The sequence below is a fragment of the Ideonella lacteola genome (genome assembly GCF_038066555.1).
In the GTDB taxonomy this organism is placed as follows: domain Bacteria; phylum Pseudomonadota; class Gammaproteobacteria; order Burkholderiales; family Burkholderiaceae_C; genus Ideonella; species Ideonella lacteola.
In genome coordinates this window covers 21,936-45,035 of record NZ_JBBUTG010000034.1, presented here as the reverse complement: position 1 = coordinate 45,035, position 23,100 = coordinate 21,936, and the positions used below count along the sequence as shown (strand labels likewise).

The window sequence follows — 23,100 nt, the reverse complement described above, 5'->3', positions numbered from 1 at the left end:
CTGCAGAGGCTGCCTACGCAACGGGCCTGCAACATCGGCGAACTGCTGCCGCACCACTGGGTGCCAGCTATCTGACCGAACGCTCCGCCTCGGTCAATATGTGTTCCCCGGCTGCTTACCGTGCGCTGGAGGTGAGGCACGACATCCTGAAGTGCGATGTCAGCCCCGCCTATTCCAACCTCAACGTGGGCGACTGGACGCGCGGGGCCGATCTGAACTACACGCGCTCGTCCGATTTCATGGCCGGCCACATCCTGGCCTTTGCTCGCTACGACTCGGCCAACAACGCGCAATGGAACAAGGTCTACGACGAGATCTCAAGGGCGGTCAATGACCAGTTCGTCCAAGGCCGTGAGCAGGCCGGCCTGGTGCCCGACTTCAAGCTGCGATCCAGCGCACGCGATTCGCCAGTGACCGGTAGGAAGCTCGAGACCAAAAGCGACGGCGACTTCGCTTACCAGCTTCGCCCCGCTCTCCTAGCGAGCGGGGCTCATTTGACTGCGCCGAAGGGACATCTTCGCCTTTCTCAACGAATTGGGACGGCAGCCGAGGCGACTCGCACTTCAACGCCAATGCGCCTCCCCAACACGAAACAGCGACGGCAAACTCCCGCCTGCTGTGCAAGAGATACTCGATAGAGTCCATTACCAGACTGACAGTCCGCACCCTTCCTCGGCGCCGTTGGCGACATTGATCACGGGCGTGTCGCCCCCTTGCACTGTCTGCCGCACCGCCAACCCGGCGTAAACGCCGCCAAACACCATCGGCCCCAGGCAGGCCACATAGCGGCGACGGCCCCCCGGCATTGCCACGTCGTGCCGCCAGTCTGATCTGACCACCGCCTGGCAGACGTATAGCTGGCAGGAGGCGTTAGCCTCGCGCAACCTCCGCTCCCACTCCTCCGGTGAGACGCTGGATCCGAATACCACCCCATTCCCGCCATACTCGTCCCCAGGTTTCAGTACCAAATCCACGCGGCGGTCCAACGCGTGCTCTACCGATTCCTGTGTCACACGAAAAGTCAAGGGCACAACCCGCTTCAGAAGACTCTGTTCAGCCTCCGTGTAGCGGTGGGCAAAGGCGGGAGAAGTGAGCAACTCCAGATTGGCCTTGTGGTCGAAGAGCGCAGTCACGGGCGCGCCTATGAAATCAACCAACCCATCCTCCTCTGCGGCCACCAAGGCCTGCACCAAAGAATAGGGCACGAAGCGCTTGAGCTCATTCCACGTGAACATCGTGTAAACAGTGTGGATGCGCTGTCCATAGACGAACACGCCGTCGGCCTTCACCGTGATCTCCGTCAAAAGGCCACTGATCACATTGAATCCGGCCCGCGCCGCGAGATTCACGAAGGCTTGGCGACTGGCATCGCGGTCGTCAGGATTCGCCAATGCCTCAAACATGATCGGTGCTTCAGTGACGCGCGCGAGTGGGCACTGCGCCATCAGCGCGTTCAGCCAAAGCTCTGAAGTCGCCGGGGTGTCGAAGCAAGCGCCCTGCTTCGCCAAATGGCGCGCAAAGCCGGTGTTGGCGAACTCGTCGACGTACGGCTCGCACGTGGCCATGCCGCCAATCGGCGTTGAAATATTGATCTCCGTGACGCGCGGCCCAGAATCTGTCGGCAGGAAGTCCGGTCGCGCAAACTCGGTGGCACGCGCCATAAGACGCGGCCGACACAGTGGCGCGAGGAACTCGACATCGGCCTGCGGCATCGCCAGGAAGCGCATCCACGCACGGTGGTCACCGCCGAAGATGCGCTCGGGGATCGAGCCGACGATCTTCACCAGCTCGACCGCGGCCTCGGCCAGCTCGTCGACGGCGCGCTTGTCGAACAGCGGCGGCGGGAACAGGATCGTCCGCTTGAGCCGGTACAGGCGCCGCTGGAACACGTCGCGCTCGGACAGCACGTCGCTGCCGCGCTCGCGCAGGTAGTCTTCCCAGGAATGAAGGTAGTTCGGGTGAAGCTTCATGACAACGATGGAGCAGATGGGTTGAGGTAGGCGGGGGAGACGAAGACCTTCTTCTTCAGCAGCAGGTAGCCGATCAGCGCCACCACGGCCATCACCACACCGCAGCAGGTGATCACGCCGGCTGGCGGCATCAGCGACAACAGCCACGGCGCACTGCCCATCATCAGCAGCATCCCGGCGTACTCGGCGACGAGCTTGACGCGATAGAGCTTGGTGACGGCGTGCCAGTCGTGCCCCGACTGCAGCATCTTCAGGAAGGCCAAGTCGGCCGGCGGTGTGCCCAGAGCGATCACCGCAGCGAACAGGCAGATGGCCGGCAACGCGCCCCCGGCCGTGGCCAGCAGGAAGTAGCCGACGGCCGCCACCGCGCGGCCCGCCACCACCAGATGCATCGGGCGACGGATCGACGCGCGCGAGGTCACGATGTTGCCGGCGATGTTGCCCAGCCCGTAGCACAGAGTGGCCACCGCAAAACCGCCCAGCCCCCCCAGGCGCGGCCCCGATGCCGGCGCCGAAGACAACACGAGGGCGGCCGAGAAGACGAAGCCCAGGTACCACGCCCCGGCGTTGAACATCTGCGAGACGAAGCAATACACCAGCGCCGGCGACCGGCCCGCAAGCCGAAAGCCGGAGAACAGGCCGCTCCAGTACGACACCCGCTCGGCGGCGGCCGGCCGGCTGACCGGCCCGGTCTGGCGATCCAGGTGCCACTGCAACAGGGCAGCGCCAGCAAAGCAGACCAGCGTCAGCATCAGGGCCAGCGTCTCGCCGCCGGTCCACGCCATCAGCGCCGCCACGCCGGGGCCGGCGATGCGCGACAGGCGTGCGGTGTTATCCACCAACGCATTGGCGCGCTGCATCGCCGCATCGTCCAGGCCAAGCGTGCTCAGGCCGCCGATCAGCGCGGCATCCAGGTGCGGCCGAGACGCCGACATGCACAGGCTGGCGAGCAGCAGCAACGGCAACATCCAGTGGCCGACGATGCAGGCGAGCGCCAGGCCGGCGGCCACCCAGCGGACCGCGTTCAGGCCCGCCGTGCAGCGGAATGGCCGCACCCGCTCGAACAGCCCGGCACCGAACACGCCGGACACCACCGCACACACCAGCATGATGACCAAGTAGTAGGCACTGTTCGCACCGAGCAGCTTCACCAAGTGCCAAACCACCGTGAGGTTGAAGAACTCGACGCCCAGGGCACCAGCCAGTTCGCTGGCCAGAAGCACGGCGAGGCGCCCGCCGATCGGCGGGCGGCCCGGTTTCTCGCCGGCCTCGGCCAGGATCACAGCGTCACTTCCATGTCGCAGGAGCGCTCGGCATTCGCTGCCGCGGAGGCTACGCGCTCGGTGCGGCGGGGTCGCAGCCGGCCCTTGGCCTCCAGCGCAGCGAACAGCAGCTCGATCGCCTCGGACGACTGATCTCGGCCGGTGGCCCGGAACGAATAGTTGAGCCCGCCAGGGTTCGCCAGGTTCAGCTCGAGCACGTAGGGGTAGGCCAGGTCGATGCCGGCGAAGTAGACGCCCTGGTCCATCAGGCTCTGGCCCAGCGCACGGCAGAAGTGGTCTTCTTCCGGCGTCAGCTGCAGGCCTTCGAAGGCGTTGCCCAGCGTCACGTTGCCGCGGTGGTCCAGCTCGTGGTGGAAACGGCGGAAACCGCAGAACGGCACGCCGCCCGACAGCATCACGCGCTTCTCGTTGTCGACTACGTTGGGCACGTAACGTTGCATCGTCACGTACTTGCGCGACAGGCCGATCGTCGGCCGGCCGTACATCTCGTAGCGGCAGATCTCGTTGCCGGTGGTCGACTGCAGCAGCGCGCGCGAATTCTTGGTCTTCAGGCTGACGATGTAGACGTCCGAGCCGCAGCCTTCGTTGCTGGGCTTGAGCACCCATGACTCGTTCTCGTCCGCCGACACCACCTCGTTCAAGGCATCAAAGCTGTTCGACACGTACGAGGTCGGCAGGTGCTCGCGGTCGACCGCCGCCGGCAACGTGATCTTGCTGTTCAGGAACAGCAGTGCGCTCGCATCGTTGACGAAAGGCACGCGCTGGTTCAACACCCACAGCAGCTGGAAGGCATCGAGCAGCAGCGTCGGGTGCGGGTTGGTGAGCACCCAGACGATGTCGAAGTCTTCCGCACTCGCGGTCTGCAGCTTCAGGTCGGGGAACGGCACGCCGTCGCGGTATTCGCGGTCCAGCGCGAACAGGTCGCAGATCACCGTGCTGTCTCGGATGCCCAGCGTCTCGATGTCGCCGACCGAGACTTGGTGGCCGGCATGCAGCAGCGCATTGGGGACGATAGAGTGGTTGTCCAGTCGGTACTCGTTGAGCCGCGAAATCAGGACCAGGACACGGTAGGACATTCAAGCCTCCTCTGTTTGGGGTGTTGAGTTGAATAGCTCGTCGAGCGCATCGAGCGATGACTGGATCGCTTGGCCCGGTGCGGTGCCGAGCAAAACGTAGCCGAGCCGGTCGTAGTTGGACCGGGCCGGCGCCTTGTGGGGATCGGCAGCCACCTTCAGCTTGTGCTGCACGACGCTCGGCAAGCCAGGCAGCAGCTCGTCGATCCGGCGCGCCTGCGCCTTCGACTGCAGCTCGGACGACAGCACGAAGCGAATCGCCGCCGAGCCGTGGCGCGGCGGCTGGTCCGGCGCGGGGCGGGCTTCGCGCAGGTGGTAGGCCAGGTAGTGCTCCACCATGTCGATGCCGGTGGTCCACAGCACGAGCTTGGTGATGAAACCGCCGGCCAGTCGCGGGTTGACCTCGATCAATGTCGGCTCACCGTCGCGCACCCGCAGCTCGATGTGCGCAGCGGCACAGCGAAGGTCCAGCGCCTTCAGCCACATCAGCACCCGCGCCTCGATCTTCTCGGCCAGCTCGTTCGGCAACTCGGCCGGGAACACATGCCCCGCCTCGACGAAGAAGGGCGGCGGCGCCAGGATCTTGCGCGTGATGCCGACGACGCTCCACTCCTCGCACCGGCGGTCCCACAGCAGCTCGCAGCTGTACTCGTCGCCGTCGACATACTCCTCGACCAGCATCGCCCGCACGGGCCGGTAGCGCCGCAGGTTCACCTGGTGCTGGCCGAACTGCGCCAGCGCCTGCTCGACGTCTGCCGGCCCGCGGCACAGGCGCACGGCCACGCTGCCGCTTTCGTCGATCGGCTTGACCACCAGCGGGTACTCCAGCGCCTGCAGGTCGGTCGACTGCAACTCGGCCTCGGTCATCACCTGCGACCGCACCGCACCGGGCAAGCCGGCCAGCCGCTGGCGCATCAGGTCTTTGTAGCGGGCGGCCATCAGCGAGTTCACGTCGGCATGCGGCAGGCCCAGCGCCATCGCGCACAGCGCGGCCACCGGCAGGTGGTAGTCGTCGAACGACACGATCGCGTCGACCGCCATGCCGCCGAGCGCGCGCAGCACCGCCACCGGGTCGTAGGTGTCGCAATCGACCACCTCGTGCGCCAGCTCGAGCGGGTTGTCGACCAGCTCGGCATAGAACGGCCGGTCCATCGTGACGAACACCAAGTGGCAGCCCCAGGCCCGGGCCTTCTGCATCGCCTCGAAGGTGGTGCCGGTCGCGTTGGCTTCGAGAAAAACAACGGTTGAACTCATGGCCTTCAGGCCTCCATCACATCGCGCACGGGTTCGCCCGTGCGGCGGGTTGCTCTTGGGTCGTGGCCGGCTTGGCCGGCAAACGCTTCGATCACGGTGCACCGGCCGGTCAGCGCGTTGCCCGAGATCGGCGCGGGCCTGACGCCCGAGGCGATCACCGAGCTGCAGCCCTGGCTGGCCGCCAGGCGAGCCGCCTCGATCTTGCTGCGCATGCCGCCGGTGCCCTTGCCTCCGGCTTCGGCCCCGCCCGCGTGCACGGTGTGCAGCGCCGCCGCGCCCAGGTGGCGCAGCAGCTGCGCGTCGGGCTTCGCCGGGTCGCGGTCGAAGACGCCATCGACGTCGGTCAAGAACACCAGCAGTTGCGCCGACCAGACCTCGGCCACCCACGCCGCGAGCTGGTCGTTGTCGGCAAAGCAGGCGCCCTCGATCCGGTGGCAGTCGTCCTCGTTGAGGATCGGCACCACGCCGCCGATGCACAGGTCGTCCAGCAAGGCGGCCAGGCGCGGCGCCGCGGCCGGATCGACCCGGTCGTCGTGCCGCACGAGGACCTGCGCGGCGCGCAGGCCTGCGGCCTCGAAGCGGTGCTGCAGCCGCGCGGTCAGGCGCATCTGGCCGACACTGGCGCAGGCGCGCCGCTCCTTCGGCGAGCGGTGGCCCACCGGGGGCCACGCCGCGCGGCCCAGCGCCACCGCGCCGGAGGCGACGACCACCACCTGCTTGCCGCGCGCATGCAGCCAGGCGATGTCGGCGGTGATCGGGCCCCAGTGGTCGGTGTCGTCGGATGAGACCGACGACCCCACCTTCACCACGATGCGCCGCGCCCGGTGGACCAGTCGCCCGGGTGTGCCCACGTCGTCGGGCGCGCCGTTGACCATCATCGGTTCATGCATGTTGTGCCCCTCGTTCACGGCGTCGACACGCCGGCCCAGTTGGCCGCGGCACCTTCGGCGGCCGCCGCGCCGGCAACACCGCCACGCGCCGCGATCCGCTCGATCAGGCTGGCGATGCGCGTCGTCGCGTTCAGGGTCTGCTTGCGCGTCGTGTTTAGGCAGAACACCGCACGGATCACCTGCCCGCGCCAGGCCAGCAACTTGACGCCCAGCCAGTCGGCCATCGACACGAAACGCCCCGGCTCGATGCCCAGGCGGCTGATGTCGAACAGCGCGATGTTGGTTTCCGGCACCACCACGTCGACACAACCGGTGTCCATCAGCCCGAGCGCGAAGTGGCGCGCGTTCTCGTGGTCATCCGCCAGCAACGGCAGGTGATGGCGAAGCGCGTACAGCGCCGCGGCCGCCACCACGCCCGACTGGTGCAGCCCGCCGCCATACCACTTGCGCCAGCGGCGCGCCTGGGTGATCACATCGCGCGAGCCGACCAATGCCGAGCCCATCGGCGCCCCCAGCCCCTTGGCGAAGCACACCGACAGGGCCGTCGCCGTCTGGCCGTATTGCGCCAGGCTCACACCGCTGGCGACCGAGGCGTTCCACACCCGGGCACCGTCCATGTAGGTGGCCAGCCCCTGCTGCGCCGTCCAGTCGCGCACCTGCTGCAGCGTGGCCAGCGGCACGACCCGCCCGCCGCGGCCGTTGACCGTGTTCTCGTGCCACACCAGCTTGGGCACGGCGTAGCTGTGGCTCCAGCGCGCGCGCGTTTCGATGGAGGACTGGATCGTCGCGACATCGAGCACGCCGTCTTGCGTCTGCACCGGGTTCAGCGAGACGCCGCTGAAATCGGCCGTCTGCGCCGCCTCGAAAAAATTGATGTGGTGGCTGGCGTCGCAAATGACTTCGTTGCCGCGATCGACCAGCACACGCAGCGCCACCTGGTTGCTCATCGTGCCGGTGGGCATCAGCAGCGCGGCCTCCTTGCCGAACAGGCCCGCCACGTGCTCTTCCAGCGCGTGGACCGTCTTGTCTTCGCCGAAGCAATCGTCCCCCGTCTCGGCCTGCGCCATCGCCTGCAGCATGGCCGGGGTGGGTCGACTGAGCGTGTCGCTGCGCAGGTCGACGATGTCGTCCTTCATCATGGCTCCCTGATTGATGTTCTGCGGCGAGCGATGCCCGGCCCCACAGGGCCGACGCAGTCGCTCGTCCCGCAGGGCTACTGCTCGATGATGTGTTCGGTGATCCGCAGGCCGGTGTGCCGCCCCGGCAGCGCCACATGCGCCAGCAGCTCGTCACCCGGTTGCACCAGCGTCGCGTGCCGCACCTTGCCGTCCGCGCCCATCAGGCGCACATGCCAGTCGTTCTGCAGAAAGGCGTTGATGTAGACGCGGTTCGGGTCTTCGAGCGCCACCGTCTCCTGGCTGGGCGTGACCGCGCGCTTGGCGGCGTTCGCCGACAGCACGGCATCGCGCAGCTCGGGCGTCACGCTGTCGAGCCCGACGCTGCAGCGGATCTTCAGCATCGGCCGCCGCTCGATCTTGGCCCGACCCACCGTCACGACACGCGAATTGCCGTGCAGGTCGACGCACAGCACCTCGGCGCCGGCCTGCATCTCGTTGAGGTACTTGACGTTGTCGTCCGGGCCCCAGATGTACGAGTGCACCGCGCCGGCATTGACGCGGAACTCGCGCAGGTTCATGTGCGGCAGGTAGTGTGTCTCGGAGCAGACGAACAGCCCCCCCCAGCCGGTCGAGCCGACGATCATCCCCTCTTCGACCGACATCATCGACGTGCAGTCGACGCAGACGCGGTGGCCCAGCCCCGTGTGCTGCACCTCTTCGACCCGTGCCTTGACCAGCTGGATGCGCGTGTCCCGGCGTTGCTCGATGCGCTGCGACAGGTTCTCGACCACCTCGGCGTGCTCGGTGCGCAGCACGACACCGATGCCGTGCTCCATCGTCGCGAAGGCGTTCAGCGACTGGTTGATGTCGTCGACCACGCCTTGCAGGCCCTTGATCGGCACGTTGCGGAAGATCTTGGTCGGCTTGCCTTCGGTCTTGGCCAGCAGCAGCTCGTACGGGATGTAGGTGGCATGCTCGATGTCGATCACGACGAAGTCGTCGCCGCGCTCGCAGACCTCGATGCAGTACGGGAACTCGCGCTCCAGGTCCATCACGTCGATGAACAGGCCCGCCTGGTGGCCGAGCGCGGCGGCCTGGCGGCGCAGCGGCTCTTCACGCGTCATCACCCAGGCGCCGGGCTCGAGGTCTTTCAGCTGCGCCGACGCATCGACGACGACGACCTTCTGCTTCGCGGTAGCGAACGCGCGGTGCTGGGCGTGGTCGACCACGATGTGGGTGCAGTTGCTCTGCTCGACGACCGGCAAGATGCGCTTGCTCGGCAGCTTGCGCGCATCGAACCACCAATGAACGCCGCCTGCCTTCAGCGGCGCGGGGTTCGGGTCAGGCAGCGCTGCAACGGCCGGCGGGGTGGCCTTCGGCGTCGCCGCAACGGGGGGTGCCACGTCCACATCGGCCACGGCGGTGTCTTGGAGCGCGGTGGCGCTCGCGGTCAGTTTTGACATGATGGGTCTCGGTTGGCGATCAATAGGTGAAGGCGCTCAGGCCTCTTCGCGCAGGGCAACGCCCAGGTTCTGCAGGTGCGGCGCGTTCTCGCAGGCGAGGTAGGTGGCCTTGTGCTGCGGGCTGAGGTTGATGTGCTGGTGCCAGGCCCAGACCGGGACGTAGAACGCGTCGCCGCGCTTCCACGCCACCTCGCGCTCGCCGATCACCGACTTGCCCTCGCCTTCGAGCACATAGATCAGCGTCTCGTAGTTGTGCCGGTGCTTGCGCGTGCTTTGCCCCGGCTCCAGGCCGCCGACGGTCATGCTGATGACCTTCGAGGGCAGGTCGACCACGTTGACCTGGTGCCGGCGCTCTTGCGAGAAGTCGCGGTCACCGACATGGGTGTTGCCGACGACGTCGGCGTGCAGCAGCCGGTCCGGCAGCGTCGCGTCGAGCGCGGCGGGGACCTTGGCGAAATCGCCCGACGAATGGGTGGCGCTCAGTGACATGCTTGCTGTGCTCCATCCAGGACACCGTTGAAGAACTCCAGGCGCGCATCGATCATGGCCTGCGCACCTTCGAGGATCAGCGCCGCGTCCTGCGGCCGCTCGGACTGCATGCGCAGCAGGATCTGCCGCATCGTCTCGGCGTGGTCGTCGTCGCACTCGACGTGGATCTCGAAGAACTTCAGCTGCTCGCGCTTGACGCCGTTGGCGAGGAAGCCCTCGATGATGTCGCTGTACAGCGGTGCCACGATGGCCTCGGCGCCCAGGCACAGCGCGCCCAGCCCGTAAGCCGGGTTGCGCTGCTTGCAGTAGTGCAGCGCGGTGTCGATCAGGTGCTCGGTCTCGGGGAAGGTCGGCACCTCGTGCTGGTGCACGCCCAGCTCGGACAGCATGCGCGCGAACAGCTTGGCGTGCGGTTCGCCGGCTTCGTCGCCGAAGCCAAGCTCCTCGGCCAGGTTCTCGGCCAGGCGCATCACGTCGTCGTTGTCGCGCAGGTTGGAGATCAGCGCGCACAGGTAGCGGGTGAAGTAGCCGCTGTACTTGGCCTGCTGGGCCAGGAAGACGTTCAGCTCGTGCCGCGTGATGGTGCCTTCGCGGCAGCGCTGGATGAACGGATGCTCGCGCAGGCGTTCGACATGGGACTGGGTGATGGTCTCGAACATTTGAGGTGGACTCCCGTTCAATGAAGAGTGAGGTTGGCTTTGGCCAGCGTGGTCAGCACCGTGCCGGGGCCGACTTCCTGGAACAGCATCGGCCCTTGCTGGCGCAGGTAGGCCAGGGTCTGGCGCCACTGCACCGGCCGGGTCAGGTGCTCGGCCAGGCGCTCGGGCCAGTCGCGCCCATCGTGCGGCCGGGCGCTCAGGTTCGAGACCACCGGCAGCCGGCCGGGCTTGAAGCTGAAGCGCGCACAGAACTGGCGGAACTCGGCCGCCGCATCGGCCATGAAGCGGGTGTGGAACGCGCCGCTGACCTTCAGCGGCACGACCTTGCCGATGTTGCCGGCGGTGATGCGCCGCGAGGCCCCCTCGACCGCGGCCACCGAGCCGGCGCAGACGAGCTGCTTGGGCGAGTTGTCGTTGGCAATGCAGAAATCGGGCGACAGCTCGTCAGCCAGCGCCTGCAGCTGCGCCAGATCGGGGTCGAGCACCGCGATCATCGTGCCCTTGCCGTTCTGCCGCGCCATCAGTTCGCCGCGCATCTTCACCAGCTGCAGGCCTGTCTCGAAATCGATCACGCCGGCACTCAGCAGCGCGTTGTACTCGCCCAGGCTGTGGCCGATCACGAAGTCCGGCTCGACGCCGGTGCGGCGCACCGACATCTCGGCCAGCGCGTTGACGGTGAACAGCGCCGGCTGCGTGAAGGCGGTGTCGTTCAGCTTCGGCCCGCTCTGCTGGCACAACGCCGGCAGGTCGTAACCGAGGATCGCGTTGGCCTGCTCCACCTGGCGCGGGAACTGCTCGAACAAAGCAGCCCCCATGCCGCGGTGCTGGGCACCCTGGCCCGGAAACATGAAGGTCAGCATGAAGTCCTCCTGGCTGTGTCTAGTACTCTCATCAAGTTCTCCATCACGGGCGCGTGCGCGCTCCTCACGAAAAAGTGGCCACCGGGAAACAGGTGCCCGACGAAGGCATCGCCGGCGAAGTCGTCCCAGCGGAAGATGCGCTCGATCGACACCTCGGGGTCGTCGGCGCCGCCCCACACATGCATCGGGCAGCGCAGCGGCTCGGGCGTCGCGCAGTGGTGCGCGTCGGCAATCGCGAAGTCCGCCTGGAAAGTGCGCATGAAGACATCCAGGAACGGCCCGTCCTGCAGCAGCACCGGGTCGGTGCCACCCAGCCGCGTCAGTTCGCGAACGATCTTTTCGCGCGAGAACGCAGCGCGGCTGACGGTGGGGCGGACGGTGCGCGGCGCGCCTCGCCCGGCCAGCACCAGGGCCAGCGGCATGCGGCGCCCTTGCCGCTGCCGGCGCAGCGCAAGCTCGAAGGCCAGGATCGCGCCCATGCTGAAACCGAACAGCACGTATGGCCTGTCGGTCAGCTCGCGCAGCCCTTCGTCCATGGCGTCGAGCAGTGGCGGCAGCTCGGTGAACGGCGGCTCGGCCAGCCGCCGGCCCCGGCCCGGCAACTGCACGGCAGTGAACTCGAGCCAGTCGAGCGACTGGAGCTCTTTCAGCCAGGGCTGGAAGAAGCTCGCGTTGCCGCCCGCATGGTGGAAGGCGATGAGCCGCAGCCGCGCGCCGGGCGCGCCGGTCTGAAGCCCGACCCACGGCGAGCGAACGGGCCGTGCGCTCACGATCGGAGCAGGCGCCGGAGCCAGGGCCGGTGCTGCGGCCGGCGTGGGCGCCGGTCTTGTCAAAGCGTCCAGGTACGACATCTCAAATCCTCCATCCTTGCCATGACCACTGCCGAACGGTGGGCGACGGCCGCACGCCGTTGGCTGGGGGCTGCGCCCAGGCCAACGCCGCCGACCAGCCAACGCCCGGCATGTCCAGCGACCACAGTTGCAGCCCTTGCATCGTCGAAGGGCCGTCCAGCAGCCGCGGGCGAAACTGCGGCCGGAACTCGACGCTGAAGGCGTCCAGCGGAAACCGCAGGCCGACGCCAGTGGCCTTCAGGCAGGCTTCCTTCAGCGTCCACCAGCGGTGAAAGCCACGCACGCGCTGTTCGTCGGGCAGGGTCCAGAAGGCATCCTTCTCCAGCGCACTGAAGTAGCGGCTGACCATCGCCATCAGGTGCGTCGGTTCGGACCAGCGCTCCAGGTCGACACCAACCTCCTGCCGCCACGACACCGCCACCAGCGCCATGCCCGCCGAGTGGGACAGGTTGAAGCGCAGCGGGCGCGGCGCGTCGGCCAGGCAGGGCTTGCCGTTGGCATCGGTGCCCAGCGCGATCGCGTGCGGTGCGCGGCCCAGCGACAGGCCGAGGATCCCGCGCAGCGCCGCATGCGCGGCCAGGTAACGCCGGCGCAGCGGCGCAAAGGCAAACCGGTCCGCCCGCGCGCGCTCGCCGGCGTCCAGCACCTGCGCGCAGTCGTCGGCGCGGGCGTGCGGGTCGTCCAGGTCGACCTGCCACACGTGCAGGCCGTCGTGGGGGGCTGAACAGGCCATGCAGCGGCCCGCCGCCCCACCGTGGTGGGCGGAATAGATCATGCTTGTGGGTCTCGGCTAGGGGTGCGCGGCTCGCGTTCGGCTCAGCTGTCCTCGGCTTCTCGTGCGGCGACGCTGCTGGCGTAATCGCGCGGGCCGCACGACTGGCGCAGCTCGTTCCAGGCGGCGGCCGCGTCCTTCAGGGTCTTGCCGTGGTTGCGCTCCTTGTCGCGCATGTAGTCCCTGACGAAGCGGTTGTATTCCCAGGTGTGCATCAGCGTGGACTTGTAGTTCTTGTCCTTGCGTCGCTCGTGCTCGGCGATCCACTCGGCTGCCAGGTCGCCGTAGGTCAGCTGGCGTTGCGTGTTGGCGCGCCGCCAGCGCTGAAGGTGCGCGGTGAAGTGGAAGTGCGGGCCGATGACAGCCTCGAAGAAGGCGCGGGTGTCGGCGTCGCACTTGTAGTCCGGGCCGATCGGCGTCTCGAGCGTGATCGTGCGCGCGCCGGCTGGTGCCCGCGCCGCCTTGGCGCGGACCGGCTCGCGCGCCGCCGCGACCGGGCCGCCGCGCAGGTGCTGGCGCACGCGCTCGATCACCTCGTGCTTGTGGCCCTGGGTCGGCAGGCCGCGCTCGCGGCAGTAGGCCACCAGCTCCTGCATGTACCAGTAGTACATGTCCAGCGCCTGCGGCGCCATGCCTGGCTCCAGCGGCGGACGATCGGGGTGGACCTTGAGCATGGTGGCTCCTCGGCTCGAAGACTGGCGTGGCACGGCCCGATGCTCCGTCACTTCAACGACACGTACACGTCGGCCCCCTGCGCGCCGATCAGCTCGAAGTCGCAGGCATAGCGGCGATCCAGGTCGGTGCGGCTCCAGATGTGCTGCCAGACGTGCCGGATGGCGTTCGGATCGTCGATGTGGAACTTGGCGTAACGGCCGGCGCCGAAGTGGCGCACGGTCAGTGCGTCAGTCATCGGCGGGGTCGACGGCGACAGGCGTGCGCCCAGCAGCAGCGTGTAGGCGCCGTTGGCATCGCTCTCGTAGTCGAAATAGGCCTCGCAGATCTCGGTGCCCGGCTCGACGCCGAGCTGCTGGTGCACACCTTGCTGGAAGAAGGTGCCCCAGTGCTGCTGGATCTTCGCGAAGCCGGTTTCGCTGTTGTCGGTGCGCAGCGTGATGCCGGCGATCGTGATGGGATCGAGGTCGATCAGTTCGTAGTCCATGAAATACCTTTTGCCAGATGTCGGGCGGCCGCGTAGCGGGCCGCCCAGGGGGATCATGATGCGGTGACCAGCGCCTTGCCCTGCCAGGTGCCCGAGCGCCAACGCAGGAAGTTGATCGTGCCGCGCAGCGTTTCGTCAACCACCAGCCCGACCCACAGGCCGGCCATGCCCAGGCCACTGTAGAGGCACAGGTAGACGGCCAGCGGCACGGCCACCAGCCAGGTCACCCCCAGCCCGACAGCCGCCGGGTAGTTGGCATCGCCCGCCGCCTTCAGCGCGAAGCTGGACAGCGTGCCGAACGAGCGCGCCGGCTCGAGCAGGATCGCCAGCACCAGCAGGTCCATGCTGATCGCGATGATCTTCGGGTCCTGGGTGAAGATGCCCACCAGCGTGCCGCCCGAGGCCCACAGCGCCACCGCGATCAGCAGGCTACCCACCACCGCGATGCGCAGGTTCGACATGAGCACCGCGTTGGCCGCCTGCGGCCGCCCGGCACCGACCAGGATCGCCACCAGCACCTGGTTGCCGATCGAGACTGCCGCGGCCCAGCAGATCGCCACCGTGGCCAGGTTCATCACGTAGACCCGTGCCGCCATCGCCTCGGTGCCCAGGTGGACGGCCGCCGCGGCGATCACCAGCATCGCCAGTTCGGCCGACACCGGCTGCACGACGGACGGCACGCCGATGCGAAGCACGTTGCGGATCGGCTCGGCCGGCGCGGCGAAGAAGGCCCGCCACTCGTGCGGCGACTTCACCTTGGTCAGCATCACGACGACATAGAACGCGATCACCGCCACCTGCGCCAGGATGGTGGCCAGTGCGACGCCTTCGATGCCCATGCCGGCGCGCTGGAAGACGATGTTCAGCGCGATGTTGACGGCGATCGCAACGACGCCGCCGAACATCGTCCACACGGTCTGGCCGCGCGACACGAAGACCGTGCCGAGCGCGTACTTCAGCCCGATGAAGACCAGCGCCGGCGCGATGGCCGCCATGAATTCGGTGGCGTGTCGATGCTCGTCACCCGCCAGCCCCAGGCCCGCGGCGATCGCCGACGCGCCCAGGCCCATCACCAGCGCGGCCAGCAGGCCCAGGCCGGCGTTGACCACCAGCGCGGCACAGTAGATCCGGCCCGCCTCCTTGGCCTGGCCGGCGCCGTTGAACTGGCCGGCGGCGTTGCTGGCGCCCTGCGCCATCATCATCGCAACCAGCACGCAGACCATGAAGATCGGGATCGTCGTGCCGACGCTCGCCGCGACGGCGTCGGAGATCCGGCTGAGGAAGAATGAATCCGAGAAGAACACCGAGAAGGTCAGCACCAACTCGATGAACACCGGGATCACGATGGCCCACACCGGGGGCAATTGTTGCGGGCCCCCAGGGGCAGCTTGTTGTTGGCTCATGGCAGGGTCGTCCTTCTTGTCATTGGAGAGAGGGTTCGGGCAGCGCGCGGACGGCCGGCGCGGCAGCAGGCGCCTTGCTGGCGCGCTCGGGCACCGGGCGGTCCTGCAGGCCGAACGACGGCGACGCGATCGCCTCCTGGATGCGCGCGGTGATCGCCGAGCGGTCCAGGGTGTTGAACAGCGCGATGCGGTTGCGCGCCAGGTCGCCGCGGTTCCACTTTTCGTAGAGCTCCTGGCGCATGCCGTAGCTGTCGCAGGTCAGGTCCCAGGCCATGCGGAACAGCCGGGCCTTGCGGTCGACGTCGATGTCCTTGCCGCACATGTAGCGTTCGAGCAGCGGGCGCAGTTCGGGCGTGGCCAGGTCGGCCTCGCTGGGCTGCATCAGCAGGCCCGAGGCACCGAGCTCGCGCAGGATCTCGCTCGCCCGCGTGCCGATCTGTGCGGCAAAGGCGTCCGGGCCGAGCGTCGAGCCCGGCGCCAGCAGCCCACCCGGTGTGCGAGCCGTCTGCTTGTCCATGCCCAGCAGCGCCAGCTTGGTCATCTCGACATAGGTCGCCAGCTCGCCGAGCTTGCCCTGGATCTCGCGGAAGCCACTGACGCCGATCGAGTCGCTGACCATCGCGGCGACCGCCAGGTGAGTCATCATGCGGTGGTAGAAGCGGATCTGCCCGACGTAGAGCGACCAGGCGTTCAAGCGCCGGAAGCCGTCGAACGCGGTCTTGGCGTCGCGCAGCAGGAAGATGCGGTTGCGCGGCACGAAGACATCTTCGAAGAACAGCATCGCGTCCTGTTCGTCGTAGCGGCCGGCGAACGGGTGGGCGAAGCTGCCCTCGGTGCGCGGCAGCGCCTCGCGGCACATCACGCGCAGGCCCGGCGTCTGCATCGGCAGCGCGCACCAGATCACGAACTCCGGCTTGTCGCGCATCGCGAAGGTCGGCGACATGTAGATCAGCACCTCGTGCGCGAACGGCGACAGCGTGGCCACCTGTTTCGCGCCGCGGATCACCACGCCGTCGGGCGTCTCGCGCACCACGCGCAGCGCCAGGTCTGGGTTGTCGCTCGGGCCGGCCGAGCGGTCGATCTGCGGGTCACCGATCGCGTGCGTGATGCTCAGGTCGTGGCGGCTGCAGTAGGCGTGGTAGTGGGCCGCGTTGTCGCCGAACTGCGGGTCGACCTTGGCCAGCGCCTCGCGGTAGTCGTACAGGCCGACCACCACGTTGGCCATGAAGTCGGGCACCCGCGGCAGCTGGCCCCAGCTGTGCTCCATCCACAGGTGCGAGTTGGCCCACTTGGCCTGCAGCTGCTCTTCGGTGTAGGGCAGCGCGTACGAGCGGCTGACGCGGTACGGCGCGCCTTCGAGCGGCTCGGACATCGCGTCGCGCAAGTCGGCGCGGTGCTGCAGGTCGTACAGGCGCGCCATCTCGTTGCGCAGCCCGGCGAACGCCGGGTGCTCGGTGACGCTGACGCGGCGGCCGTCGAGCCACAGATCGCGTGAATCGCGCAGGCTCTGGATGTAGCCCGCACCGGTCAGGCAGCCCGTGGCTTGGTCGAGCCGCATCTCGAGCTGGTAGGACAGTGAATTGCGCATGGTTGTCAGGCCCTTCAGGAAAGGACGGAGGCGTCGGTGGTGGTGGCCGGTGCGTGCGCCGCATCGACCTGGGTCACGAAGCGGGTCAGCACGTCGTCGAACTCGCCCGGGTGGGTCAGGAACGGGTAGTGGCCCGAGCCCTTGATCTCGACCAGGCCGGAGCCGGCCGTGGCGTCGTGCATCGTCTGCGAGTGGACCGGGCGGATCACCGTGTCCAGATCGCCGAACACGAAGTTCAGCGGCCGGCGGATCTCGCGCACCCAGTCCAGCGTCGACAGCGTGATCATCTCGTTCAGGTAGCGCATCGCGACCAGCGGGTTGGCGCATTGGCTGCCGATCAGCAGGCCGCCCATGCGCTCGGTCTCGAGCCGGCGCGCATCGTCGGCTGGCCACTGCGCGGCGACGGTGTCGAAGTCCAGCTTCAGCGAGCCGGAGACGGTCTGGATCATCTGCATCACCTCTTCGATCGAGAGGTTGTCGGCCGTCACCGGCGGCAGGTCGGCGCCGTCGTAGAAGCCACCCACCATGCTCAGCGACGCGACCTGTTCCGGATGGAAGCGGGCCAGGTGCGCCGCCGCGATCGAACCGAAGCACGACGACACCAGGTGTGCCGGCTGCGCACCGATCAGGCGCTGCAGCACCTCCGAGAACACGCGCGACACGCCGGCGGCGGTCGACTCGCGGATCGCCTTGCTGAGCCCGTAGCCCGGCGCGTGGATCACGATCAGGCGGTGCTGCGTGCGCAGCGACTCCAGTTGCTTCAGCCAGACCGGCGCGGTCAGCGCGACCGCCGGCATCAGCACCAGCGGCGAGCCCTCCCCGGTGACGAACACCTCGACCTGCGGGCATGAGGGCACCTCGACCAGCAGATGCAGCAGCTCGTCCGCACCGACCTCGGCCGTGCCGCTCGCTTGCGCATTGGCCAGCTGGCCTTCGCGGAAGAGGTCACCGTACGAGAACAGGAACGATTCGATCTGGTCGGCCGGGATGCGGCGCAGCACGCGGGCCCGGTCGGACAGCTCGGCCGCCGTCGGCCCGGCCGCGGTCGTCACGACCTGTACCGGCGTCTCGTCCGCCGCGACAGGCGCTGGCGCCTGCGTCTCGGTCGGTACCGCGACCGCGGCCGGAGCCGACCCGCCCAGCAGCTGGCGCGCCTGTTCGACATGGTTGTTGATCAGGAACTCGGCGACCTCGCGCACCGACTGGTAGTTGAGGAACAGCGTGGCGGGCAGCGTGCCGGCCAGCTCTTCGAGTGCGCGGTGCAGGTTGACGACGATCAGCGAATCAACGCCGAAGTCGGCCAGGTCGGCATCGAGGTCGATCTTCTCGCGCTCGATCATCAGCGTGTCGGCCACGATCGCCCGCACGCTTTGCGCCACCGCGTCGACCGTCAGCGCCGCCTCGACATGCGCCACCTTGGCCTGCTGCGAGATCTGCTCGATCACCTTGCCGGCCTCGCGGCCCGCCTCGGCGGCCTTCGACTCGACGACCTGGCGCGGCGTGGGCTTCGCCGGTGCCGGCTGGGCCGGCTTCGGCAGCTCGACACCCATGCGTTCGAGCACCGCGTCCGACACGTTCAGTGCCATCACCTGGCCCAGGCCGCTGGCCAGCAGGCGCTCGATCGCCTGGCCGCCTTGCTCGCCGTTGAGCGGGTAGATGCCCTTGGCGCGCAGCAGCTCGGGGTCGCCGCGGTCGTTGCCTTCCCAGAAGCCCCAGTTGATGACGTGGACCGGACAGCCGGTTTCTTCGCGCAGGTGCAGGCTGAAGGCGTCCTGGAAGTTGCAGGCCACCGTGTAGGCGCCCCAACCCTTGTTGCCGACAAACGCCTCGCCCGACGAGAAGAACATCAGGAAGTCGAGGTCGCGCCCTTTCAGTGCGCGGTACAGCGCGTGCGAGCCGATCGTCTTCGCATGCAGCGCGTCGTTGAACTCGGCTTCGGACAAGGTCGCCAGGCGGCCGCCCGAGAACGCCATCGCCGAATGGAACACCCCGCGCAGAGCGCCCATCTCGGCTTCGATCTTCTGAAGCGCCTTGGCCAGCTTCTTGTCGTCGCCGATGTCGGCCTGGTAGTAGCGGACGCGGCCGGCGGCCACGTCGGCGCACTGGGCCTGCATCGCGTCGTCGGCCGCCCGGCGGCCGATCCACGCGATGTTGGCGCCGCAACGCTCGGCCAGGTATTGGCTGATGCGCACGCCGACATTGCCGGCGCCACCGACGATCACGTAGACACCGTCGTCGCGCAGCGCGCTCGCCTGCGGCTGCGGCAGGCTGGCCGGCCGCAGCGTGCGGCGATAGGCCTTGCCGCCACGCAGCGCCAGCTGCTGCCCGTCGCCCACGCCGGCGATCACGCGGTCGAGGTCCTGGCCCAGTTCGGGCGTCAGCGCGGTCACCCCTTCGCCGAGCGCCAGGTCGATCCACTGAGTCGCGACATGCGGCAACTCGTTGGTCAGTGCCTTCGCGAAGCCCAGCAGGCCGGCGGTGAACGGCTGAATCACATCGTCGTCGGCGATCTTCGCGACGGCGTTGCTGACGATCCGCAGCGACCAGCGCCGGCGCGACGCGTTCTGTGCCTCGATCGCCTTCACCAGGCGCAGCAGCATCGCCGTGCTGGCCGTCTGCACGTCGCGCAGCTCCTTGGTGCTGCGCGGGTGCCAGTGCTCGATGTTGACGCCGCCGAGGAAGTAGACCGTGTCGATCGCGCCGATGTGCTGCGCGCAGGCCGGCAGCGCTGCTTCGTCCGCCAGCGCCACGCTCCACGAGCGGGCCGACAGCACCGCCGTCTTGCCGCCCAGCACGATCTCGTGCACCGGCCGGTCCAGCCGCTTCTTCAAGCCCTCGGCGACGAAGGCGGCCGCGCTCGGGTAGACCAGCACCACGGCGCCCGTGGCGTCGGCGGCCGGCTCGGCCTTCGGCAACGCCTGCTCGACCCACTCGGGGCGGTAGAACATGCGCTCCAGCACCGGGTCGCCCTGGTTCGCGCGCAGCCCGCGCGCGGTCATCCAGATGCGCCCTTCCGCGTCGAGCGCGTCGACGGCATAGCCGCCTTCGGGCAGCATCCGCAGGAACATCGAGCCCGCCGGCGCCGACACGCCCACCAGCCGGACATGCTCGACGCGCCAGGCCGACGCATCGCTACCGGCAGCGCCCGGCCAGGCGCGGGCCACCAGGCCAGCCGCCGCATCGACCAGCGCCAGCGCCGCCTGCCACGCCGGCGGCGTGCGCTGCGCGAGCTGGTAGCGCACCACCGCGGTCTGCTCGCCGGCCACGGCCTCGTCGATGCCCACGCCCGCCGCGCGGAACGCCGGCAGCGCCTGTGGACAGCGGGCCCTGATCGCGGCCAGGTCCGTCGTCGCGGCCACCACCTCGCTACCGCTCTCATCGCGCTGGCGCAGCACCGCGCCGGCCAGCGGCTGGGCCGCCGCATCCAGCAGGCGAACCGCTGGCGCTTCGGAGCCGGCCGGGCCCTGCGCAATCTCCAGCGTCAAGGGGGCGCCGGCGTCGAGCGTGGCGCCGCGCTGCCAGCGCACGTCGTTCGCGCTGCCGCGCTCACCGACGAAGTCCGCCGCCTCGCCGATCCAGCCCATGATGCGGGCCTCGGCAGCGCCATCGGCGGCGGCGTCGTCCCAACGCAGATCGAAACGCAGCGTGCCGTCCAGGCTCTGCAGTGCGTTCAACTGGGCCGCCAGGCCGCTGGCGGCGGCCACCGGCTTCGCCGTCGCGGCGGTGTTGACCCAGCAGCGTTCCTTGGCGAACGGGTACAGCGGCAGGTCGACACGACGCACCGGCCAGCCGCGGTGGCATTCGGCCCACAGCACGCTGGCGCCATGGCACCACAGGCGAGCCAGCTTGGCCCACTTGCGGCCGCGGGCCAGCGAGCGCAGGAACTCCTGGTCTTGCTCGCCATCGGCCTGCACACGGTCGCGGTTCGACGCGGGGCTGGTCGACACGCCGTCGATGTCTTGCGCACCGGCCAGGAAACGCTCGAGCCGTTCGCGCAGCTGGCCGAAGTTGTCGGCCTCGACCGCGAGCCGCTTGGCCTGCGCCTCGCGGCCCACTTGCAGCGTGTAGGCCAGGTTGGCAAAGCGCTCGGGCTCGTTCGCGCCCGTTGCGCTGCCAGCGCCACCACACAGCGCGCACAACTGCCCCACGGTGCCGGCGCGCAGCACGTCGTCGGCGGTCAGGGCCGTCTCGAAGGCTTCGTTGACGCGCCGCGCGATCCGCTCGGCGGCCCAGAAATCGATCGACAGATCGGCCCACGCGTCGTCGGCGTCCAGCAGGCGGGCCGACACGCCCAGCGCCCCGGCGACGACGCCCAGCACCTCTTCGGCGGCCGGTCCGGTCGCCACGCGCGCCGGTGCATCGGACAGCGCGCTGGCGACGAAGCGCTGCACCACCGCCTGCAGGCGCTCGTTGTTCTTCGCCGAGAAGACGAACAGCTGCGACGAGGCGGGCACCGCCGCGGTGGCCTGCGGCGGCTCGACGAACTCTTCGAGCACCACGTGGCCGTTTGCACCACCGGCGCCAAACGAGCTGACCCCCGCACGCCGCGGCACGCGAATCTCGCCGCCCTGCTCGTCCTTGATCACCGGCTGGCGCCACGGCGCCAGCGTGCGCTGCACGACGAACGGCGTCTTGTCGAAGTCGATGTTCTTGTTCAGCACCTCGGTGTGAATCGACGGCACCAGCTGCCGATGCCGCATCTGCAGCACCACCTTCGCGATACCGGCAAAGCCGGCCGCCGATTCGAGGTGACCGACGTTGGACTTGACCGAGCCGAGCGCGCAGTAGCCGACCTCGTCGGACGATTCACCAAAGACCTGCGTCAGTGCGCGCACCTCGATCGGGTCGCCCAGCGCCGTCCCGGTGCCATGGCCTTCGATGTAGCTGATCGTGCGCGGGTCGACACGGGCCGCGTCGAGCGCCTCCTTGATCAACGAGGCCTGCAGCTTCGGGTTGGGCACCGTGTAGGCGTTCGACTTGCCACCGTGGTTGATCGCCGAGCCGCGGATCAGCGCGAGGATGCGGTCGCCGTCGCGCTGGGCCGCGCTCAAGGGCTTGAGCAGCAGCGCACCGACACCGTCGCCCGGCACATAACCGTCGCCGCCTTCGCCGTAGGCACGGCACAGCCCTTCGGTCGACGCGAAGCCGGTCTTGCTGAGGAACATGTACTTGTTCGGGTGCACGGTGACATTCACGCCCCCGGCGATCGCCAGCTCGGTCTCGCCGCGGCGCAGGCTTTCGCACGCCAGGTGCACCGTGGTCAGCGACGACGAGCACATGGTGTCCAGCCCGATGCTCGGGCCGGTGAAGTTGAACCAGTACGACACCCGGTTGGCGATCGACGCGTACGACGAGCCGGCGTTCGCCGAGTCGACGCCGTAGAGCTGGTACTGGCTCCACATCGCGCCGGCATAGACGCCCACCTTGCGCCCGGCCAGCTGCTCGCGTGCATAGCCGGCGTCCTCGATCGTGTGGTAGACCGTCTCGAGGAACAGCCGCTCCTGCGGGTCCAGCGACTGGGCCTCGAGGTTCGAGATGTTGAAGAACAGCGGGTCGAACTTGTCGACGTCGTTCATGAACCCGCCCCAGCGGGTGTACGACTTGCCTTCGACGCCCTTCTCGGTGGTCCAGATCTCGCGCCAGTCCCACAGCTCGGCCGGCACCTCGGAGATGCAGTTCTTGCCGGCCACGAGGTTGGCCCAGAACTCGTCCAGGTTGTCGGCCTTCGGGAAGCGACCGCTCATGCCGATGATCGCGATCGGCTCGTCCTGCGGCTCCGGTGCCGCCGCCGGCTCGTCGGCCAGCAAGAAGGCGCAGGGCATGGCAGCGCCCGGCTCGGCCGCGTCCACGACCGGCGCGGGCGCGGCGGCCTGCACCGGCACCGGGGCGGCTGCCACGGCGACGGGCGCAGGCGCAGCCACCGCCACGATCGGCTCGGCCTTCACCACGGCCGGTGCCGGTGCCGGTGCCGGCTCGGCGGCCGGCTGCGGGTATTCGCGGGCCAGGAAGCCCGCCAGCTCGCGAATGGTCTGGAACTCGAAGAACAGTGTCTTCGCGAGCTCACCAAAGGTCTCTTCCAGGCGCCGGGTGATCGCCACCACCATCACCGACTCGATGCCGTATTCCTCGAAGGTGGTGTCGCTGGCCAGCTGATGGGCCGGCAGCTTGGTCTCCTGCATGATCGCCTGTCGAACGATCTCTTCCACGCGTTTCGGCCACGCATCCCGACCGTTCGTTTCAGTGTTGGACATGCCTTCTCCTTGTTCGT

Annotated in this window: 18 protein-coding genes; 1 reads left to right on the top strand and 17 read right to left on the bottom strand. The window is 68.5% G+C overall.

From position 1 onward, the window contains the following. Window positions 1-638, top strand: a 638-nt coding sequence (locus AACH06_RS28440) for a hypothetical protein (RefSeq protein WP_341429198.1), incomplete at its 5' end; no start/stop codon positions are given. 6 nt (window positions 639-644) lie between these two features. Here the strand turns inward: AACH06_RS28440 and AACH06_RS28435 are convergent. From AACH06_RS28435 to AACH06_RS28355, 17 genes are all read right to left on the bottom strand, one after another. Further along, complete coding sequence (locus tag AACH06_RS28435) at window positions 645-1,970, bottom strand: hypothetical protein (RefSeq protein ID WP_341429197.1); 1,326 nt, start codon at window positions 1,968-1,970, stop codon at window positions 645-647. Next, window positions 1,967-3,253, bottom strand: coding sequence for an MFS transporter (locus AACH06_RS28430; RefSeq protein WP_341429196.1), 1,287 nt, complete (start codon window positions 3,251-3,253; stop codon window positions 1,967-1,969). Before AACH06_RS28430 ends, AACH06_RS28435 begins: the two co-directional genes overlap by 4 nt. After that, on the bottom strand, window positions 3,250-4,329 hold the full coding sequence (locus AACH06_RS28425) for an ATP-grasp domain-containing protein (protein ID WP_341429194.1): 1,080 nt from the start codon (window positions 4,327-4,329) through the stop codon (window positions 3,250-3,252). Before AACH06_RS28425 ends, AACH06_RS28430 begins: the two co-directional genes overlap by 4 nt. Then, window positions 4,330-5,580 (bottom strand): ATP-grasp domain-containing protein, encoded by a 1,251-nt coding sequence (locus tag AACH06_RS28420; protein WP_341429193.1) that lies wholly within the window; start codon window positions 5,578-5,580, stop codon window positions 4,330-4,332. Window positions 5,581-5,585: 5 nt separating this feature from the next. Beyond that, on the bottom strand, window positions 5,586-6,470 hold the full coding sequence (locus AACH06_RS28415) for an amino acid kinase family protein (protein WP_341429192.1): 885 nt from the start codon (window positions 6,468-6,470) through the stop codon (window positions 5,586-5,588). Between the two features lie 14 nt (window positions 6,471-6,484). Continuing rightward, window positions 6,485-7,606: a threonine aldolase family protein gene (locus AACH06_RS28410; RefSeq protein WP_341429191.1), complete on the bottom strand. Its 1,122-nt coding sequence runs from the start codon at window positions 7,604-7,606 to the stop codon at window positions 6,485-6,487. 77 nt (window positions 7,607-7,683) lie between these two features. After that, window positions 7,684-9,051 carry a 3-dehydroquinate synthase II domain-containing protein gene (locus tag AACH06_RS28405; RefSeq protein WP_341429190.1) on the bottom strand — a complete coding sequence of 456 codons (1,368 nt, stop codon included), beginning with the start codon at window positions 9,049-9,051 and terminating at the stop codon, window positions 7,684-7,686. A 36-nt stretch (window positions 9,052-9,087) separates the two neighbouring features. Continuing rightward, window positions 9,088-9,540: a cupin domain-containing protein gene (locus AACH06_RS28400; protein ID WP_341429189.1), complete on the bottom strand. Its 453-nt coding sequence runs from the start codon at window positions 9,538-9,540 to the stop codon at window positions 9,088-9,090. Further along, window positions 9,531-10,199 (bottom strand): iron-containing redox enzyme family protein, encoded by a 669-nt coding sequence (locus AACH06_RS28395; protein WP_341429188.1) that lies wholly within the window; start codon window positions 10,197-10,199, stop codon window positions 9,531-9,533. Before AACH06_RS28395 ends, AACH06_RS28400 begins: the two co-directional genes overlap by 10 nt. 17 nt (window positions 10,200-10,216) lie before the next feature. Further along, window positions 10,217-11,059, bottom strand: a complete 843-nt coding sequence (gene fabD, locus AACH06_RS28390; RefSeq protein WP_341429187.1) for an ACP S-malonyltransferase — start codon at window positions 11,057-11,059, stop codon at window positions 10,217-10,219. Continuing rightward, window positions 11,053-11,910: a thioesterase II family protein gene (locus AACH06_RS28385; protein WP_341429186.1), complete on the bottom strand. Its 858-nt coding sequence runs from the start codon at window positions 11,908-11,910 to the stop codon at window positions 11,053-11,055. The genes fabD and AACH06_RS28385 overlap by 7 nt, the downstream gene beginning before the upstream one ends. A gap of 1 nt (window position 11,911) precedes the next feature. After that, window positions 11,912-12,685, bottom strand: a complete 774-nt coding sequence (locus AACH06_RS28380; protein ID WP_341429185.1) for a 4'-phosphopantetheinyl transferase family protein — start codon at window positions 12,683-12,685, stop codon at window positions 11,912-11,914. 41 nt (window positions 12,686-12,726) lie between these two features. Further along, window positions 12,727-13,356 carry a DUF6434 domain-containing protein gene (locus AACH06_RS28375; protein ID WP_341429184.1) on the bottom strand — a complete coding sequence of 210 codons (630 nt, stop codon included), beginning with the start codon at window positions 13,354-13,356 and terminating at the stop codon, window positions 12,727-12,729. A gap of 47 nt (window positions 13,357-13,403) precedes the next feature. Further along, entirely contained in the window at window positions 13,404-13,841 is a 438-nt protein-coding gene (locus AACH06_RS28370; RefSeq protein WP_341429183.1) for a GyrI-like domain-containing protein, read from the bottom strand. Between the two features lie 53 nt (window positions 13,842-13,894). Then, on the bottom strand, window positions 13,895-15,244 hold the full coding sequence (locus tag AACH06_RS28365; protein ID WP_341429182.1) for an MATE family efflux transporter: 1,350 nt from the start codon (window positions 15,242-15,244) through the stop codon (window positions 13,895-13,897). A 19-nt stretch (window positions 15,245-15,263) separates the two neighbouring features. Further along, window positions 15,264-16,832 (bottom strand): 4-hydroxyphenylacetate 3-hydroxylase family protein, encoded by a 1,569-nt coding sequence (locus AACH06_RS28360; RefSeq protein ID WP_341429181.1) that lies wholly within the window; start codon window positions 16,830-16,832, stop codon window positions 15,264-15,266. Window positions 16,833-16,846: 14 nt separating this feature from the next. Beyond that, on the bottom strand, window positions 16,847-23,083 hold the full coding sequence (locus tag AACH06_RS28355) for an alpha/beta fold hydrolase (RefSeq protein WP_341429179.1): 6,237 nt from the start codon (window positions 23,081-23,083) through the stop codon (window positions 16,847-16,849). Window positions 23,084-23,100 lie beyond the last annotated feature (17 nt).

Bases quoted from the DNA above. Each gene is read 5' to 3' on its own strand.
- AACH06_RS28435 (WP_341429197.1), bottom strand. From the start codon at position 1,970: ATGAAGCTTCACCCGAACTACCTTCATTCCTGGGAAGACTACCTGCGC.
- AACH06_RS28425 (WP_341429194.1), bottom strand. From the start codon at position 4,329: ATGTCCTACCGTGTCCTGGTCCTGATTTCGCGGCTCAACGAGTACCGA.
- AACH06_RS28420 (WP_341429193.1), bottom strand. From the start codon at position 5,580: ATGAGTTCAACCGTTGTTTTTCTCGAAGCCAACGCGACCGGCACCACC.
- AACH06_RS28415 (WP_341429192.1), bottom strand. From the start codon at position 6,470: ATGCATGAACCGATGATGGTCAACGGCGCGCCCGACGACGTGGGCACA.
- AACH06_RS28410 (WP_341429191.1), bottom strand. From the start codon at position 7,606: ATGAAGGACGACATCGTCGACCTGCGCAGCGACACGCTCAGTCGACCC.
- AACH06_RS28405 (WP_341429190.1), bottom strand. From the start codon at position 9,051: ATGTCAAAACTGACCGCGAGCGCCACCGCGCTCCAAGACACCGCCGTG.
- AACH06_RS28400 (WP_341429189.1), bottom strand. From the start codon at position 9,540: ATGTCACTGAGCGCCACCCATTCGTCGGGCGATTTCGCCAAGGTCCCC.
- AACH06_RS28395 (WP_341429188.1), bottom strand. From the start codon at position 10,199: ATGTTCGAGACCATCACCCAGTCCCATGTCGAACGCCTGCGCGAGCAT.
- fabD (WP_341429187.1), bottom strand. From the start codon at position 11,059: ATGCTGACCTTCATGTTTCCGGGCCAGGGTGCCCAGCACCGCGGCATG.
- AACH06_RS28385 (WP_341429186.1), bottom strand. From the start codon at position 11,910: ATGTCGTACCTGGACGCTTTGACAAGACCGGCGCCCACGCCGGCCGCA.
- AACH06_RS28380 (WP_341429185.1), bottom strand. From the start codon at position 12,685: ATGATCTATTCCGCCCACCACGGTGGGGCGGCGGGCCGCTGCATGGCC.
- AACH06_RS28375 (WP_341429184.1), bottom strand. From the start codon at position 13,356: ATGCTCAAGGTCCACCCCGATCGTCCGCCGCTGGAGCCAGGCATGGCG.
- AACH06_RS28370 (WP_341429183.1), bottom strand. From the start codon at position 13,841: ATGGACTACGAACTGATCGACCTCGATCCCATCACGATCGCCGGCATC.
- AACH06_RS28365 (WP_341429182.1), bottom strand. From the start codon at position 15,244: ATGAGCCAACAACAAGCTGCCCCTGGGGGCCCGCAACAATTGCCCCCG.
- AACH06_RS28360 (WP_341429181.1), bottom strand. From the start codon at position 16,832: ATGCGCAATTCACTGTCCTACCAGCTCGAGATGCGGCTCGACCAAGCC.
- AACH06_RS28355 (WP_341429179.1), bottom strand. From the start codon at position 23,083: ATGTCCAACACTGAAACGAACGGTCGGGATGCGTGGCCGAAACGCGTG.